Origin of the sequence: Micromonospora gifhornensis, from assembly GCF_016863515.1 — a bacterium.
Classification (GTDB): Bacteria; Actinomycetota; Actinomycetes; order Mycobacteriales; family Micromonosporaceae; genus Micromonospora; species Micromonospora gifhornensis.
This window is the reverse complement of the sequence record NZ_BOPA01000034.1, coordinates 1-16,179: the sequence shown is the minus strand read 5'-3', so window position 1 is coordinate 16,179 and position 16,179 is coordinate 1. Positions and strand designations below refer to the sequence as shown.

General features: G+C 68.9%; 9 protein-coding genes. All 9 read right to left on the bottom strand.

The window, feature by feature from the left end; all coding sequences use genetic code 11:
- Nucleotides 1–9 precede the first annotated feature (9 nt).
- On the bottom strand, nt 10–780 hold the full coding sequence (gene drmC / locus Vgi01_RS22925) for a DISARM system phospholipase D-like protein DrmC (RefSeq protein ID WP_204292314.1): 771 nt from the start codon (nt 778–780) through the stop codon (nt 10–12).
- Nucleotides 777–2,672, bottom strand: coding sequence for an MrfA Zn-binding domain-containing protein (gene drmB, locus Vgi01_RS22920; protein ID WP_204292313.1), 1,896 nt, complete (start codon nt 2,670–2,672; stop codon nt 777–779). The genes drmC and drmB overlap by 4 nt, the downstream gene beginning before the upstream one ends.
- Complete coding sequence (gene drmA / locus Vgi01_RS22915) at nt 2,672–6,493, bottom strand: DISARM system helicase DrmA (RefSeq protein WP_204292312.1); 3,822 nt, start codon at nt 6,491–6,493, stop codon at nt 2,672–2,674. The genes drmB and drmA overlap by 1 nt, the downstream gene beginning before the upstream one ends.
- The gene (locus Vgi01_RS22910) at nt 6,493–10,491 is read right to left on the bottom strand and encodes an Eco57I restriction-modification methylase domain-containing protein (protein WP_204292311.1); all 3,999 of its coding nucleotides are present in this window, start codon (nt 10,489–10,491) and stop codon (nt 6,493–6,495) included. Before Vgi01_RS22910 ends, drmA begins: the two co-directional genes overlap by 1 nt.
- Nucleotides 10,488–13,625, bottom strand: coding sequence for a DISARM system SNF2-like helicase DrmD (drmD, locus tag Vgi01_RS22905; RefSeq protein WP_204292310.1), 3,138 nt, complete (start codon nt 13,623–13,625; stop codon nt 10,488–10,490). Before drmD ends, Vgi01_RS22910 begins: the two co-directional genes overlap by 4 nt.
- Nucleotides 13,626–13,887: 262 nt before the next feature.
- Entirely contained in the window at nt 13,888–15,003 is a 1,116-nt protein-coding gene (locus tag Vgi01_RS22900) for a tellurite resistance TerB family protein (protein ID WP_204292309.1), read from the bottom strand.
- Between the two features lie 197 nt (nt 15,004–15,200).
- Nucleotides 15,201–15,374 carry a hypothetical protein gene (locus Vgi01_RS22895; RefSeq protein ID WP_204292308.1) on the bottom strand — a complete coding sequence of 58 codons (174 nt, stop codon included), beginning with the start codon at nt 15,372–15,374 and terminating at the stop codon, nt 15,201–15,203.
- 82 nt (nt 15,375–15,456) lie between these two features.
- Entirely contained in the window at nt 15,457–15,828 is a 372-nt protein-coding gene (locus Vgi01_RS22890) for a hypothetical protein (protein WP_204292307.1), read from the bottom strand.
- The gene (locus tag Vgi01_RS22885) at nt 15,825–16,094 is read right to left on the bottom strand and encodes a hypothetical protein (protein ID WP_204292306.1); all 270 of its coding nucleotides are present in this window, start codon (nt 16,092–16,094) and stop codon (nt 15,825–15,827) included. Before Vgi01_RS22885 ends, Vgi01_RS22890 begins: the two co-directional genes overlap by 4 nt.
- Nucleotides 16,095–16,179 lie beyond the last annotated feature (85 nt).

Below are 16,179 nucleotides of genomic sequence, written 5' to 3'. Positions count from 1 at the left end.
ACTGTCACCTCACCCGGTGCCGAGCCGGGTCAGGACACCCCGGGTCTGCAGCTCAGCAATGTGCTCGGCGGCCCGCTGCGGCGCGGAACCGCCACGGATCAGCAGTCCCGCCTCGATGTTGCGGTTGACCCCGGACTGGGTGAGGTTCGCGCTGGACAGCAACAACGCCCGCCGGTCCGCTACGGCGATCTTGGCGTGCATCCTGGCCGGTTTCTCCGCCCGGCGTCCGATCGGCCAGTGCCACAGCTCCACGCCGGGCACGCCGGTGAAGGCGGCGGCCGGTTCGGTCCCCCGCAGTGCCCCGGCAGCGCCCGCCAGGGTCTCCACCACCACGGTCACCGCCACACCGCGTGCCGTCGCCGCCGACAGCTCCGCCAACAACGGCTGGTAGGGGGTGGCCGAGTAGGTCATCAGCAGCAGTTCACTGCGGGCGTCCCGGACCAGGTCGACGAGGACCTGCGCGGTGGCGCGGACCGGGACGGGATGGCTGCTCGGGCCGCTCCACACCGACTCGACCCGCACCGCCGCCGACCGTTGCGCGTGCCCGGCAGCGAGCCCGCGCAGATAGGCGGCGGCCTCCCGGTCCGACAACCCGGACGCCTGCTGTGCGGCCAGCACCGCCCCGGCGGTCTCGGCGAAGCCGGACACCGGCACGGCGTGCCGGACCGCCTGCTCCGGCCAACCACCGCCGAGCCGGTCGGCCAGCACCCGCAGATGCGCCGGCCCGAGCCGGGACACCGCCGCCTCGGCTGCCGCTTCGAAGGCCGGTTCCCAGGTCACGGCAGCTCGGGGAAGAGGGCCAGCTCCGGCTCGTCGATCGGTACGACGAACCGGCGGTCCAGGAACCGGTTGCCGCGTTCGCAGGTGGTCTCGGAGACGAACAGGCAGACGTGGCAGGCGGCGCCGTGCAGGAACTCCGCCGGGTCGTGCGGCAGCCGTTCGGCACACAGCGGGTCGGAGGAACAGTGCAGGGCGTCGTTGAGCGCCCGCCGGGTGAGCCGGACCAGCGCGTCCGGCTCGGCCAGCGACACCAGGCCACCGAGGGTTCCCTCGGCGTCGGGCACGGCGGTGTAGATGAGGATGCCGGCGCGGTGCGGGTCCTGTTCGGTGCCGGAGTAGATCCGCTCGGACAGGCTCGCGGAGCTGTAACCGCATTCCAGGGCGATGGTGCGGATCAGCAGATGCGACAGGGTGTGCAGGGCGATGAACCGTTCCCCCGGCCAGTGCCGCATCGGCTCGAAGCCGCCCCGGATCCGCCCGGAGTAGCGGCTTCGCCGGAACCGCCCGTACGCCTCCCGGTGGGTCTGCATGGCCTCGGTGTCGGCGACTCGGGCTTCCCAGTCGGCAAGCAGATCCTCCGGCAGCCGCAGGAAGATTCCCTCGCCGCGTACCTCGCTGGCCGGCACCCACTCCAGCCTGCCTCGGCTCAGCGGGGCCCGTTGCACCAGGTCCGGGTCCATGGGGTCGGGGGCGTCCAGGCGGGTGAACCCGACAAGCGCCCGCACCTCACGCAGCCGTTCAGCCTGGATGACGTCGGCGTAGATCTCCTTCAGCTGCGCTGGGACCCCGTCCGGGTCGCGGCGCAGGGTGAAGTCGTCGCTGGCCTCGGGCAACTCGGCGGCGGAGAAGATCTCCCACTCCGGGGTGTGCAGATCCGGGTAGCCGCTCTCGTCCTCATCACCCTTCGCGCCAGCGCGGTGCCGTTCGACGGCCGTCCAGAGCTGCGCGTCGGTCCATCGCTCGAACTCCCGTAGTACCGGGGCAACGGTCCGCAGGTAGGGCAGCATGGCGATGCCAGGCATGTCTTTCAAGGAATCCCAGTGCTGCACCACCTTCGCCTGCAACTCGCTGGCCCCGGTGGGTGGCACGGCGAGGGCGGAGAGTGTCTGCGCGAACCACTGGTTGGACGCGCCCACCACCAGCAGCTTCAGTTCACCCTTACACTCGCCCGACTCGAAGTCGCCAAGGTGGGCCTGACGGCCCCGGCAGCGGGGCAGCTTCTGCGCGCCCCGCGGACCGAGGACCTCCTTCATGTTGCGCCGCGCCCCGCACGGCACGCACCGGATCTCGACGTTGGCACCGAGGTTGCCGCCCCGGTCGTTCATCCGCAGCTTCGGGTGGGACACCTCCGGACAGGCGCCGCCCTGGTGCACGAACGGGGTGTACGGGAAGTCGTCGAGGTGCCCGTACGTGCAGGCCAGCACGAACCGGGCCGCCACCGCCATCGGCGGACGTCCCTTCTTTTTCCGGCCGCAGACGGAGTGGAAGAAGCGCGCCTCGTGCGGCTTGCGGGCCTTGGTGTTCTCGAAGCCGAACACGCCACCCTCGATCGGGGCCAGTTCGTCGCAGGCGGTGCAGCGCAGCCATCCCGGGAACGGGGTGATCGGCACGCCGACCTTCGAGGCGGGACTGTTCGGCTCGTCTCCGCCGTCCATCCACGGCGCGGGCCGCAGCTCCTTGATCGACTTGTCCCTGAGCAGCGTACGGACGGCGGCGAGCAGCCGGGGCTCGGCGATCGGCTCCCAGTCGGGCACCGCGTTGTGGTTCCAGTCGTCGAGGCCGCGGACCAGCACGGAGAAGTTCGGCAGGTCGACAATGGCACCGACGCCGGTGGTGAACATCAGGTGGCTGGGACGGACCGCACCGACCCGCCGGAAATGCCGGCCTGCCATCACTTCCCCTTCCCGGTGAGCGTCGACTCGCCCATCTCGTCCCCGGCGGGTCGATCCTCGTCCCGCACGTCGTCGGTCGGCGGCCCGAACGACCACTCCGGCGCGTTGTACAGCGAGTCGAAGAGCTTGTCCCCGGCGGGCAGCAACAGGTTGATCTCGTTCTCCGTCTCCCGCATCGACTGTCCGACCGTCAGGTCGGTCCACCGCCCGGCACCGGCCCGTTCCAGCAGGCCGGCGAGCCGCTGCTGTTTGAAGCTGCCCTGGTCGTAGCCGAGCCTCGTCTCACCGGTCTTGCGTTTGTTCCACTCGTCCCGCAGCCGGCTGATCCGCTCCAGCAGGTAGTCGCGGCCACGTTCCCCGGCGATGTCCTCGGCCCGCTGCAACAGCCGGTCCACGATCCGCTGCACCTGCGCGCCGTCCAACGGCACGTCGTGCGCGTCGGTGTTGCGGGAGAACCCCTCCTCCGCGTTACGCACGGCCGCGACCAGGGTCGCGGTGGTCCCCCGGTCCAGCGACCGCCGGGTGTACGGAGTGACCGACAGCGCCTCCACCTGCCGGTAGAAGGTCGCGTGGTAGTACTCGAAGTCCTCGTAGTGGGCCAGGTCCCGGGGCCGGGTCCAGTTGTAGAGGGTGACCACCAGTCCGGGACGGCGGGCGTCTCGACCGACCCGGGAGGAGGCCTGGATGTACTCGGCGGTGTTCTTCGGCTGCCCGGTGACCACCATCAGGCCGAAGCGGGACACGTCCACGCCCACCTGGAGCATCGAGGTGGCCAGCACCACGTCCACCGGCAGTTGACTATCGCCCCGCTGCCGAAAACGCTCTGCTAACGGATGGTGCTGAGGTCGCGCATTGGATGTCGCCTTCGCCCTCGCTTCACGGAAGTTGTCCATGATCGCGCGGTATCGGACCGAGGTATCGAGCTCTGGATCGAACCCGACTTCCAGGCGCTTGAGGACCTCGCTGATGTCGCCGGAGGAGACCCGAGATGTCAATTCCTGGATGTTCAACATCTTCCCACCGAAGAGCCGGTCGGACAGGCCCTTGCGCCGGCCGTGGGTGCGGACCCGGGTGGTCACGTCGTCGTCCAGGAGCCGCCGCATACCGGCCAGCTCGCGGGTGGCGCTGAAGTAACCCACTAGAGTCTGGTACGGGTCGGCGGGCGCACCGTACCGGTCGAACAGGGTCTGCCCGGCCAGCAGCAGGATCTCCGCCAGCCGGATCTCGGCCGACTTGAGCCGCACCCCGTGGGCGCAGACCCCCAGGTAGCGGCGGCCCGGATTGTCCACAGTCACCGGCACCTGGCGGCTGAAGAAGGTGTCGGTGATGTCGATGACCGGCGGCGGGAAGACCGCCAGGTCCCGACCGAAGACACCGAGCACCTGGGACCGGGCCCGCTTGGTGGTGGCCGTCGAGGCCACGATCTTCGGCCCGGCCGAGCCACCGCCGGGCAGCGGCCAGGTGCAGAGCTGGTCGACGGCCGCCTCGAAGAGACCGACAGTGGTGCCGAGGGCACCGGAGATCAGGTGCAGCTCGTCCTGGATGATCAGATCCGGTGGGCGCAGCCGGATCACCGGTTGGCTGGTGACCGCCTCCAGGCTGCCCTTCTTGTTGTGCCGGGAACCGCAGCCGGTGCGGGTGTCCAGGTCGTCGTGCCGGTAGCCGTGCCGGGGGCAGTATTCCCGCACCCGGCCGAAGAGCAGCCCGGCGAAGCCCCGCCAGGGCAACTGGGCCAGCTTGTCGACGGTGGCGATGACCAGGCTCGGGGCGTACCGGTAGATCTCCTCGTCGACGGTGAGGATGGGCAGTCCTTCGGTGCTGCGAGTGCGGGAGAACGGGCAGGCGTCGACGCCTTCGCCCTCCGCGCAGAACAGCAGCACCCGCCGCAGGTCATCCTTGGGGTCGAGGTCATGCTCGGCACGCAGCTTCGCCCCGCACCACGGGCACCTCAGGGTCTGCAGCACGTTCGTGAACTTGCCGTTGCCAGCCTCGCGCGCCTCGGCGATCTGCGCCGCCGCCTCGTCATACCAGTTCGGCGACACTCCCCCGCCGACCCAGAGGCCGATCCGGAACGGCTCGCCGCCCCAGGTGCGTTCGTCGCGCTGCCGCAGCACCTCGGCGGCGCAGATCAGCGCGGCGGCCCGCTGGAACTGCTGGGCGGTCAGCAGCCGCAACGTGTACCGCATCAGCACCGAGACCCCGGCGTTGCCGCTGCGCGCCTCCGCACCGGTGCCGATCACACCCTGGAGGCGGCGGATGGCGAAGGTGAACGCGGTGAGGCCCAGGTACGCCTCGGTCTTGCCACCACCGGTGGGGAAGAACAGCAGGTCCACCACCGCGTCCCGGTTCGCGGCCCGCTCCGGGTGGGCGGGGTCGGTCAGCGAGGGCAGATTCAGCAGTACGAACGCGAGCTGGAAGGGCCGCCAGGAAGCGGCGGCGGCGCCACGCGCGTCGACGGCAGCCTTGGCGTCGGCGTACGGCAGGCCCTGTTCCTCCCGCAGCCGGGCCACCTCGCTGTGCCGCCGCTGCAACGCCATCGCCTGGTTGGCGAAGCGGAACGCGGCAAGCGCCTCGGCGTGCCGGGGTGCCTCCGGGTCGGTCAACAGTGCGATTCCGGCCCGGATGCGCTTGGCGGCCTGGCCGGCGGTGAACACGGCCCGCTCGGCGGTCGCCCGCAACGGCTCCGGCAGCTCCGGGATCTTCGCTTCCTCGTCGTCGAGCCACGACTCGTACCCGTCGGCGAGGATCGCCAGCCCGGTCCGCAGCCGGTCGATGTCGACAGTGGCGAGGTTGTCCATGGACAGCTCGACCCCGGCCAACGGGGTGCCCTTGCCCACCGGCGCGACAGTCGCCGGCACGTTGTAGGTCGGCAGCCAGGTGGTGAACAGCTTGTGGGCGCGGCGTTCCCCGGACCGCACCCAGGGATGCACGGCCACGTTACGACCGGCGGCGTAGCGGCGCTGCGACCGGTAGAGCAGCCGCAGGTGGGTCTCCTCGTCGTCGTCGCTGATCCCCTTGACCCCGTCCAGCGGGTCGTCGATCGGCAGGAACACCGCCGACTGCCCGTCCAACGCGGTCACCGTCAACGCCGACTGGAACAGCCAGGCGGTGTCCGCGTTGCTCTCCGGCTCGAGCTGCGAGTTGATCAGCGCGAGCTGCACCACCCGCCGCCCGTCACGCGGCCGGACCTCCACCGCCAGGTGCACCCCCGGCGCGTCCTGGTCGGCCACCGTCAGCGGAATCCGGTACGAGGTGTCCCCGTCGAGCCGGACCTCCTTGGCGTACGACACCGGCTCCCGATACCAGACGCGGCTCTTCTTACCTTTCTCGTCCTCGGACTCGCGCAGGTCGTAACGTCCCCACTCGACGGTCACCGACAGCACGTCCGTGTCGCCGGCCACCGCGAACGACAACCCCATCGAGGAGGCCCACATCTTGCCCAGGTTCAGCGGGGTGACCACCTCCGGCAACTCCGCCTCGCTACCGTCGCCCTGCACCGCCGCGTCCACGTCCTGCACCTCGGCGGAATCCCGCTTGTCGGTGCGTGGCCGCTGCTTCGGCCCGAGCATCCCCACCAGGTACCGCTCGCGCGGCCCCATCGCCCCCGGCCGAAACTCCTCCTGCTCGCCGTCCCACGGCCCGAGCAGGTCCCGCCCGATGAGATCCTCCAACTCGTCGCGCACCTGATAGGAGGTGACGTCAGGAAAGCTCTGCGGCAGGTCGAGCGGCGGGGTCGGGTCGGCGTCGCCCTCCCCGGACAGCGCCAGCGCCTGCTGCTCGCCTCGGGGATGCGGGAAGAGACCGCCCTGTACGTCGGTCATCACCAGAGCCCTTCCGCAGCGGTGGTCTTCGCCTTACGCCCGGACTTCTTGTCGTGCAGACCCTGGGCGACCTCTTCGGCGTAGCGCTTGTGGTTCAACTCCAGCAGCCGGTCGAGGATCTCCCGCTGCACGCCCGGACCGACGGTGTAGCGGATGTAGGCACCAGCCTTATGAAACCCGTGATCAAGCCCCTGCTCGACCAGGTCATCCCACCCGTAGGCCCGACACACCGCCACATCAATGTCCCGGTGAATCCGCCGCAACTCCACAATGTCGTCGTCCTGGCACACCGGATCAAATACCAGTTTGTACGTCGCGGTCAGCCCTGCCTGCCGGCTGAGCATCAAACCGCGTCGGTTCCCGTCAAGCCGATCTCCCAAAGCCCGCATCTCCGCAGTCAACTCCGGCAGCGCCAGCGTCTCGAACACATCGGACGGGGTGTAGCGCAGATCTGCCTTCATGGACGACGCGCGGCTGGCCGCCCACCAGTAGTGCGGCGAACTCGATAGCAAGGCCAGCATCGCCGTGTCATCCGTCGCAAACACGCCGAGCATGTGCGAGAAGACCTGACCGGTCGGCACCATAACCGGCATGACCGTCTTACTCACCAGCGTGATGGCAACTACCCTGTCAAGCTTTGCAATTGCGGAACGAAGTCCTGGAGCGAGCTTCTCGTACTGCCACCACTTCTCGCGGGTAGCTCGCTTAGAATCAGGAAGCCGATCCCGCGAAGGTTTGACAAGCGCTCGAACTCGCTGCAAGCAAGCCGAGTAAAGAGAGGCACGCTCATAGGGCCAGTCTCGGAAGTCAATGATCCAACGGCTTGCAGAAAGATGAGGGCTGGAATTTAAATCCTGGCCATTCAAGTACCGAAAGAGAACTTGCTCATTCAGCCCGTCAACTGCCACCATCTTCGCAGCTTCATCCTCGGACATTACAAACCCGATGCCGTTCACGAAGTTGCCCACATAGGCAATTCCAGAACTGGCAACCAGCCGCTCCGCGTTGCCTGAGACGCGGGTAACAGGTTCAAGCATGGCACTAATTCCTGGAACACGAATACCGTCGGCAAGGCAGGTGGCATCACGAGCGGGAGCTTTTCGGCTAGTCCAAACCGCACAGTATTCAAGCGCAGCAGAACTCGATGGCCAAGGCTTGCTCTTGACCGATCGACGGATCGACACGCCACTCGACACAAGTTGGTCTAGACCAACCTCCCGGGTATCGCCTTGAGCGAGGGTGTTGGTCGCAATCAGACCGGCACTTCCACCCGGATTCAGCAAATCATGCGCTCGGAGAGCAAAATAGGCAACGAGGTCGGCGTTTCCCTTCACACCTCGCCCTGGAACCGCGACAAGGTACTCCCGATAAACCGAACCCATAGGACCACTGATCTTCTTCCCGCCGAGGAACGGCGGGTTGCCGATGATGGCGTCGAAGCCGCCTCGGTCGAAGACCTCCGGAAACTCCAAAGGCCAGTGCAGCGGATTCCGCTCGAAACTGCCGATCGGCTGATCGATGGCTAGCCAGGTGCGTGCCTGCTCTTCGAACGGCTCCATGTTACCGCCACCGGCCAGGTGTGTGGCCAGCGCGCCGACCTTTTCGGCGATGACGACTGAGTCCTGGCCGCGCTTGACCGACGCGAGTTGGGCACCCACCACCAGGTCGGCGTAGGCGTCGGCACGCTTGCGAACCTCGCGTACCTGGTCGAGGAGTCGCCGCTTCTCGGCGAGGGCGTCCAGGCGGTCGGGCAGCTCGGCGAGTTGGCGGCGCAGGTCGCGGGCCTCGGAGAGGTCGCGTTCCAGCCGGAGGTCGCGGGCGGCCTTGCCGGGCAGGGTCGCCGTGTTGCCGATGCCGAGCAGCGCGTCACCGGCGACGAGGCGGTCGTCGAGGAAGGTGAAGGGGCGTTGGGGGTCCATGGAGACCAGCCAGAGGGAGAGCTTGGCCATCTCCACGGCCATCGGGTTGATGTCGACCCCGTACAGGCAGTGTTCGATGATCTGGCGGCGGGCCTCGATGACGAGGGGGTCGTCGTCGGCGTCCACGGTGCGGTCGACGCCGCGCTGTTCGTACGCGAGGGCGTGTTCGTTGCCTTCGCGGGCCCAGGCGGAGATGAGGTGGCCGGCGAGGTAGCGGGCCGCCGCGACCAGGAACGCCGCCGAGCCCATGGCGATGTCGGCGACCTTGAGGGCGAGGATCTCCTCGACGGACTTCGGCTTCCACTGTGACTTGTCGGCGGTTTGCAGCGGGCCGGGCTCGTAGACGAGGGGCTCCAGTGCGCCTTCGACCACCTCTTCGGCAAGGAAGCGTGGGGTGTAGTGGGTGCCGGTGTTGCGGCGTAGCGCGGACTCGGTGACGAAGAGTGCGCCGGGCAGGATGACCACGGGCAGGTGTCGCAGGTCTTCGCGGATCAGGCCGTGGAAGGGCAGCAGGCGTTCGGAGAGCGGGTAGTCGCCGCCGGTGACGGCGAGGAGCTTTTTGCGGGCCTCTTCGCGGTCGGGGCCGTCGAGCGGGGCGAGCTTCTTGGTCAGCGTCGCCACCGACCCGATCTTGGAGTCCTTGTACTTCTCGGCGAGCGCCTTGGCCAGGGCCGGCACCTCGGGGTGCTGGTCGCGCAGCGACTCCAGGTCGGTGAGGAGGACTTCCTCTTCGAGCCCTTCCTTGCCGATCAGGCCGACTGTGACATCGTCGGCGCGGAAGCCTTCGAAGGAGAGCAGGCCCTCGTAGACGTACCCGATCTGCTCGACGTCGAGGGTGCGGAAGCTGACCGTGCGGCGTTCCCGGGAGCGGCCGGTGCCGACCTGGACGTACTGCACCGCGCGGAGCATGTGCAGGACGGTCCGGTCGTCGACGGTCAGCGGCAGCCAGTCGTACCGCTCGGGGTCGAAGAGTGAGCCGTCGTGGCCGTGCAGGGTCAGGCGGGGGTGGTCGATGCCGTGGTAGACGGCGTGGAACAGGGCCAGCAGCCGGTGCCACGCTGCGGTGCTGTGCTCCAGGTCCTCCTCGCTGCCCTCGGTGACCCGCTGTTCCAGCTCGGCGCAGAGCCGCCCGGCGGAGTACGCCGTCGCGTACAGCTCGTTGTCGGCGGGCAGCAGGCGGCGTTCCTCGGCGAAGAGGAGGAAGACGATCCGCATCATCACCGCGACCGAGCCCCGGTAGACCTCGTGCGCCTCGACGTGGGCCAGGCCGGTCCCGCCGGCTTCCCGGTCGCGTACGTCGATCCGGCCGATGGCGGCGACGAGCAGCTCGACGGCCCGGCGGACCTGGACGCCGAGCGCTTCGGTGATCTCCTCCTGGCTGCCGAGGCTGTCGCGCAGCAGCGGCACCAGCCGCTCGGCGTCGGGGACACCGAAGAAGCGGTGCCGGGACAGCAGCGACACGAAGGCGCGGACGACGTCCCGTTCGGCGGCCTCCGGCCAGGAGACCGCGTCGAAGGTGGCGGTGGTGGTGACCCCACCGCGCGGCGCCCAGACCAGGGTCCACCAGCGTCCGTCGGTGGCCAGGCCCAGCTCGATGTCGTGGTGCCGGCACAGCAGTGCCAGCCGGTCGGCGGGGGTCGCCGCCCAGGTGGAGTCCTTGACCCGGGCGGTGGGTTGCTGACCGGGCGGGCAGACCAGCCCGAGCAGCCGTACGCTGTCCGGCTTGACCTCCTCCCCCGGCTCGACCAGGACGAACGACGGGCGCAGCTCGGTGTCGTGTTCGACGACGGTGTGCGCCAGCGCGTCCAGGTTGTCGGTGTGTCGGGTGTCGCGCCAGTCGAGCAGCTCACTCAGCACGTACCCGATCCAGTCCTGCTGGCCCGCGACGGTGTCGGCCTGCCAGGTGGTGTGTTCCTGGCGCAGCCGTTCGCGGCTGCGCTTGTCCAGGCTGTCGAGGGTGGGCCAGGTGCGGCGCAGCACCGGCAGGCTGAGGAAGGGGCCGCTGACCTCGACCAGGCTCAGCCAGTTGCGGTGCTGCTCGACGCCGTCGGGGGCGGCGCGGCGGAAATTGCGGCTCATCGGGTGGCCTCCCGCTTCGGTACGACGAAGACCACGGCCACCGGGAAGCTGTGGTCCTGCGGGTTGCGGTAGCGGGCGTCGACCGCTTCGAGTTCCCGGTCGCGTTCGGTGTGCAGGGCCTTCAAGCGGTCGTCCCAGGATTGGCGGTCCTTGCGGTACTGGGCCAGTTCTTCCTTGCTCTTGCTGGCCTCGGCGCGGCTGATCAGCGCCTGTTCGGTCTCGCTGTCGTCGGCGTCGAGCGCGCCGCGTAGGGTGGCGGCGAACTGGTCGAGGTTGTGGATGATGCGCTGCCGTTCGGCCTCCTGCCGTTGGGCGAGCTTGCGTTCCAGCGACTCCTGCCGGGCCCTGGTCCGCCACTCGATGGCCGAGATCAGGCCGTCGCGGACCCGGGGCCAGCGTTCGGCCAGCCGGTCCTGCACGACCGGGGCGGCGGGGGTACCGGTGGCCAGTGCGCGGTCCAGGACGCTCTTGAGCGTGGTCAGGTTCTCCAGACGGCGGAACCGGCCCTGCTCGGGTGCCCAACCACCGGCGTGGAGGACCTCCTCGTGCAGCCGGACCCCGTCCGCGCCGACCAGCACGAACCGGGAGTGCGCCCCGACCAGCACGTCCTCCAGCCCCGGATCGTCACTGACCACGGCGGTGACCCGGTGCAGACCGACGCCGGGGTTGGAGACGGCGGCGCGCAGCAGCCGGGTCGACATGGCCACCAGGGGATGGTTGAGGTGGGCCAGGACGATGCCGTCCCGGTCTTCCTTGGCGACCTGCGGGTCGAAGGTGATCGGCAGTTGGCGGGGCGGCTCGTCACCGTCGGTGAGCTTGGCGGTGAGGCCGACACCGGCCCGCTGCCAGGAGCCGGTCAGCGGCGGCACGGAGTAGAGGCCGTCGAGCAGGTGCTTGTCGTCGACGTGCCGGGCGAGGCGCTGCTGACGGGCCAACTCCAGGGCGGTGTCCACGACCCGCTTGACCGCGGGCGGGGTGATGCCGAGTTCCTCGACGGTCTTGTCCAGGTCGGCGCGCAGCCGGCGGACCTGCTCGCGCAGGTTGGCCTCGGCAGGCAGGTTGGGCTTGCCCTTGGCGGGCCGGTCCACGTCGATGGCGACCTGCTCGCCGAGCATCCGGCGCTGCACCGCCTCGGAGAGCACGGCGTTTACCGAGCCGAGGTCCTCCTCCATCCGGGCTACCTTCGTGGCGACCCGGGACAGGAACTCCAGGTCCGCCTCGAAGGCGTCGACCGGCTTGCCGAAGCCGGTGCCGACGAAGTGCTGGATCTCCGGGTTGGTCGTCTGCCCGTACCGGTCGATGCGGCCGATGCGCTGTTCCAGCTTGTTCGGGTTGAACGGGATGTCGTAGTTGACCAGCCGGTGGCAGTGGTTCTGCAGGTCGATGCCCTCGCTGGCGGCGTCGGTGGCGAGCAGCACCCGCACCGGCCGGTCGCTCGGGTGGGCCTGGAACGCCAGCCGGATCTGCTCCCGCTCGTCGGAGGGGGTGCCGCCGTGCAGCAGGGCGAGGCCCTCCCCGCCGAGGCCCTCCTGCCGGAGCAGGTCGGCCAGCCAGGTCTGGGTGTCGCGGTACTCGGTGAAGACGACGACCCGCTCGTTGGTCCAGTGCCGGCCGTCGGGGCGGCAGATCGCGGTCAGATAGTTGATCAGCTCGCGGGCCTTGGCGTCGGGTTGGGCTTCCTTGCGCTCGGCCCAGTCGAGCATCTTCTCCAGCAGGGCCGTCTCGTCGTCGGTGGGGTCGGGCTGCATCGGGCGGACCCGGTTGAGCGCGTCGTCCTCGGCCTCGGCGAGCTGCTCGTCGTCGTAGGTGGCCATGTCGTCCATCAGTTCGTCCAGCCACTCGGGCACGTCGTCGCCGACGGTCAGGCTGGGCGAGCCCTTTCGGCTGGCCAGGGTGTCCAGGTAGACGCGGACGGTGTGGGCGAACGCGGCCGGGCTGGAGAAGAGGCGCTTCTTGAGCAGCAGGGTCACCAGGTCGGTGGCTTTGCGTCCGCGCTGGGAGTGCAGTCGCTTGCGGCGCAGCTCGGCGAACTGGGTGAGCAGGGCGTGGATCTGCCGCTCGTCCTCCGGGTAGCTGACCGGGATCGCGGACGCCTTCCGTTCCACGAATCGGGGCGTACCGTCGGGGTTTTCGATGTCGCGCTTGAGCCGGCGTACGACGGTGTCCTTGACCGCGGCCGGGTCTGGTTTGACGCCGCGGGCGAAGCGCTGGTTGTCCAGGATCTCCAGCAGGGCGGTGAAGGAGGCCTGGTAGCCGTTGTGCGGGGTGGCGGAGAGGAACAGCCGGTGGGTGAAGTGCGGGGCGAGTCGGCGGATCAGCTTGGTCTGCTGCGAGTCGACCGCGTAGATCTGCTTGGGCGCGGCCGGGGCGACATGGTGCGCCTCGTCCAGGACGAGCAGGTCGAAGGTACGCGGATAGCTGGGGCCGTCGACGGGCAGCACCTCGTCGAGCAGCCGCTGGGCCTTCTGGCCGCGCAGCCAGGGCAGGCTGACGATGCTCAGCGGGTACACCAGGAAGGGGTTAGCGGCGGAGCCGTGGCTGCGGCGGACGGCGGCGCAGCGCTCGGAGTCGATGATGGTGAAGTCGAAACCGAACTTCTCGGCCATCTCGTCGCGCCACTTCAGGGTCAGCCCGGCCGGGCAGACGATCATGATGCGCCGGGCCCGGTGCCGCAGCAGCAGCTCCTGGGCGACCAGCCCGGCCTCGATGGTCTTGCCGAGGCCCACGTCGTCGGCGAGCAGCAGGTTGACCCGGGGCGCGTCGACCGCGCGGGCGACCGGTTCCAGCTGGTAGTCCTCGATCGCCACCCCGGAGCGGAACGGCGCCTGGAGGGTCTTGACGTCCGCCGAGGTGACAGCCCCCCAGCGGACCGCGTCCAGGAAGGCGGCCAGTCGCTGCGGGGAGTCGAAGCGGCCCGCCCCGACATCCGGGAGGGAGCCGCTGGGCAGGACCTGCCGGCCCGGCTCGACCTCCCAGATCACCTCCAGGGTGTGGCCGTAGCGGCCGTCCTCGACGCTCTGCAGTGTGACAAGGGTGTTCTGCCCGGCCGGCTCGATGTTGCTGACCACCCAGCGCTGGCCGCGTACCGCGACCAGGTTGCTGGGTGCCGGAACGTTCGCCGTGTCCGACGTCATACTCGGCATGGCGCTCCCATGTTCACGTCGCTCCCAGTGGTTCCCAGCGACCGTACGCCCGACATAACGGGCGCGGGTCCCCCGAATGGCTTGTGTGTCCGGTTCACAGCCCTAGACAAGGTAGCCAGGAGACCAGCCGCCGACGGCCCGGTCAAACCGATCGACTGTCCGGTACATGACAGCCGATCATGGCGACAGCAGAAGCCACCACCTGCACACACTCAAGCACCATGAGTCACCGGGAAACGGTTCGCCACGAGCCTCAGGCTCGACGGCAGCGGCCCTGAAGCTCAGCGATGACCGCCTTCTCGGCTGCGTTGGGGTCGCCGTCGACCGCGGCCACCTGGCTGGCGACGTCAACGAGTTCGGTCAGGTCCCCCGGTTCTGCTTCCAGGCGCTTCCACACATCTTCCGGGTAGACGTCGACAACGTTGGCCAGTTGATCATCGACTATCCCGTGCGCCTCGCGGACGATTCGCGTCAGGTGCTTCATCAGCAGGGTCTCATCGTCGCCGATCTTGCCGTCCGCCGCGATGACGAGCCATGCGACCCAGAGCATCAGCTGCGGATACCGACTCCGGCTGCTCAGCCGCTCAGCGATTTCGATCACCCGTGCCTCGTTCCGGAACACGGTACGTGCGTGCCGGCCCGCGACAAGCGTCGTGTAGCGGTTCAGCACGACCGCGAGGGGAATTCCGACCAAGGGAATCCCGACCTTGATGACGTTGCGCTGCAGGAGGTGCTTCCCGACGACCGGAAGCCCCTTCGCCGCGGTCAGGACGCTCCCGGAATAGAACTTCTTGACCAGCGGACGCACCACGAACGGGACGGACTTGGTGACACCCTCCCGCGCAACTTCCCCGCTCTTGATCGTGAAGGCCACTCGAATGAGCTTCCACATGTCATCCGGATCGGACACGTCGAGCGGCACCCGATACAGCACGGAGATGTCGTACGCCAGGCGCAGCTGAAGCTGCGTTATGTACGCGAGGTCGACCATGAAGGTCACACCAGCGGCCGGCAGCGCAAGCGGCGAGGCACCACCCGCGCTGCCGATGGTCGCGGCGACCGCCGCCGAGTACGCCCCGGCCGAGAGTCCTCCTTCGAGCGCGGCATACCGCGATGCCATCGTGATCCGCTGCTCGACGATGCCATCCGCCGGCACGCCCTTGTACTTCTCCTGGAAGTACCGCCAGTCGACCTTCTCCGTGTAGGAACTCAGGGCCTGCGCGATGAGTTTCGAGAACCAGTTGCCTGACTTGACGTCGCCCGGGTTCAACCCCTTGATGAACTCCCGCAGCTCGGCCCGCTCGCGCTCGACCGCATGCCGGGCGGCATCATCGTCAGAGTCCGGCTTTTCGATCGGAGCGTCGGTCATGACGTGTCCTCTCCCAGGGGGTTCAAGGAAGGCCAGCTCACTTCGATCAAGTCCGCCGGCGTGAGGGCTCGGCGCAGAGTGTCGCCGGCGATGGCCGGGCCATGAGCGTGTAACCCGCGGAATGCTACGCCAATATCCACTGTGGTTGACCCGTCAACCAGGCAATGCGAGGCTTCGGTCGGATACGCGACAACCCTTCACGAACGGCCTGCGAGCCCGGGGAGCTGGCCGCCACACGGATACCACCGAATGTCTCGCATGGGCTCGGGCAATGATGGCGCGGACAGCAGCCAGGACGACGTGCGCGAGCGGCCCAGGCCGAACCACTCGGAATAGTCGGAGAAGCTCAGATCCTTCAGCAACTGCCGCACCCCACCAACCTTCGCCCCAGGTTCACAGGGCTCACCGCGGAGCGGCCGTCGAGAGTGGCCATAGCTTCTGTCGGCACAAAATTCAGGTAACCGGGCGCAGCGCCGCGACCCGGGCCAGGACCGGGCGGAACGTGCCGGGTCGGCCGTCCGGCCCGATCTCGACACCTTCGAGCCACACCCACTCGCCGTCGTACCACTGGCTGACATCGAGCCGTACCCGGAGGATCCGCAGGCGCAGCACGCAGGTGGCGTACCGGTAATCGGTTTCGGCCAGTTGGACCACCTGCCCGGCGGTGACGGACACGCGGGGCACGACCGGCGGCCGGGTCCGCGTCGCTTGGACCCGGCCGCGCGGCCAGGCAGGCTGCCGTCCGATGGCGGCCAGCGCCGCCTGCCGGGCGCGCAGGATCAGCCGATTGCGGATCTGGGCAGGCGAGAGGTCGAAGGCGTTCATCGTCGGTACGCCCGCAGCAGGCGCCGCAGCACTCCCGGGCGGTGGTCATCCGCGCGCTGACCGTGGTCGGTGGCCACCGGCCGTTCCTCGGGCCGTTCGTAGACGACCGCGTCGTCGCAGCGCGAGGTCAGCCGCAGCTCTGGTACGACATCCTCGACCACCAGCCGCCGGAACCGCCCCGGCACGTCGCCGTCCGGCACCGCCTGCCTGGTCAGATCCACCGCGACCTTTCCGGGCCGCAGGAACCACTTCCATCGCCTGCCCATGCCCCGCACCTCTCGTTGCCGGAGAAACGCGGCGGCCGGCTCGGGGGAAGAACCGGCCGCCGCGCTGCGGCAATCAAATGACAGT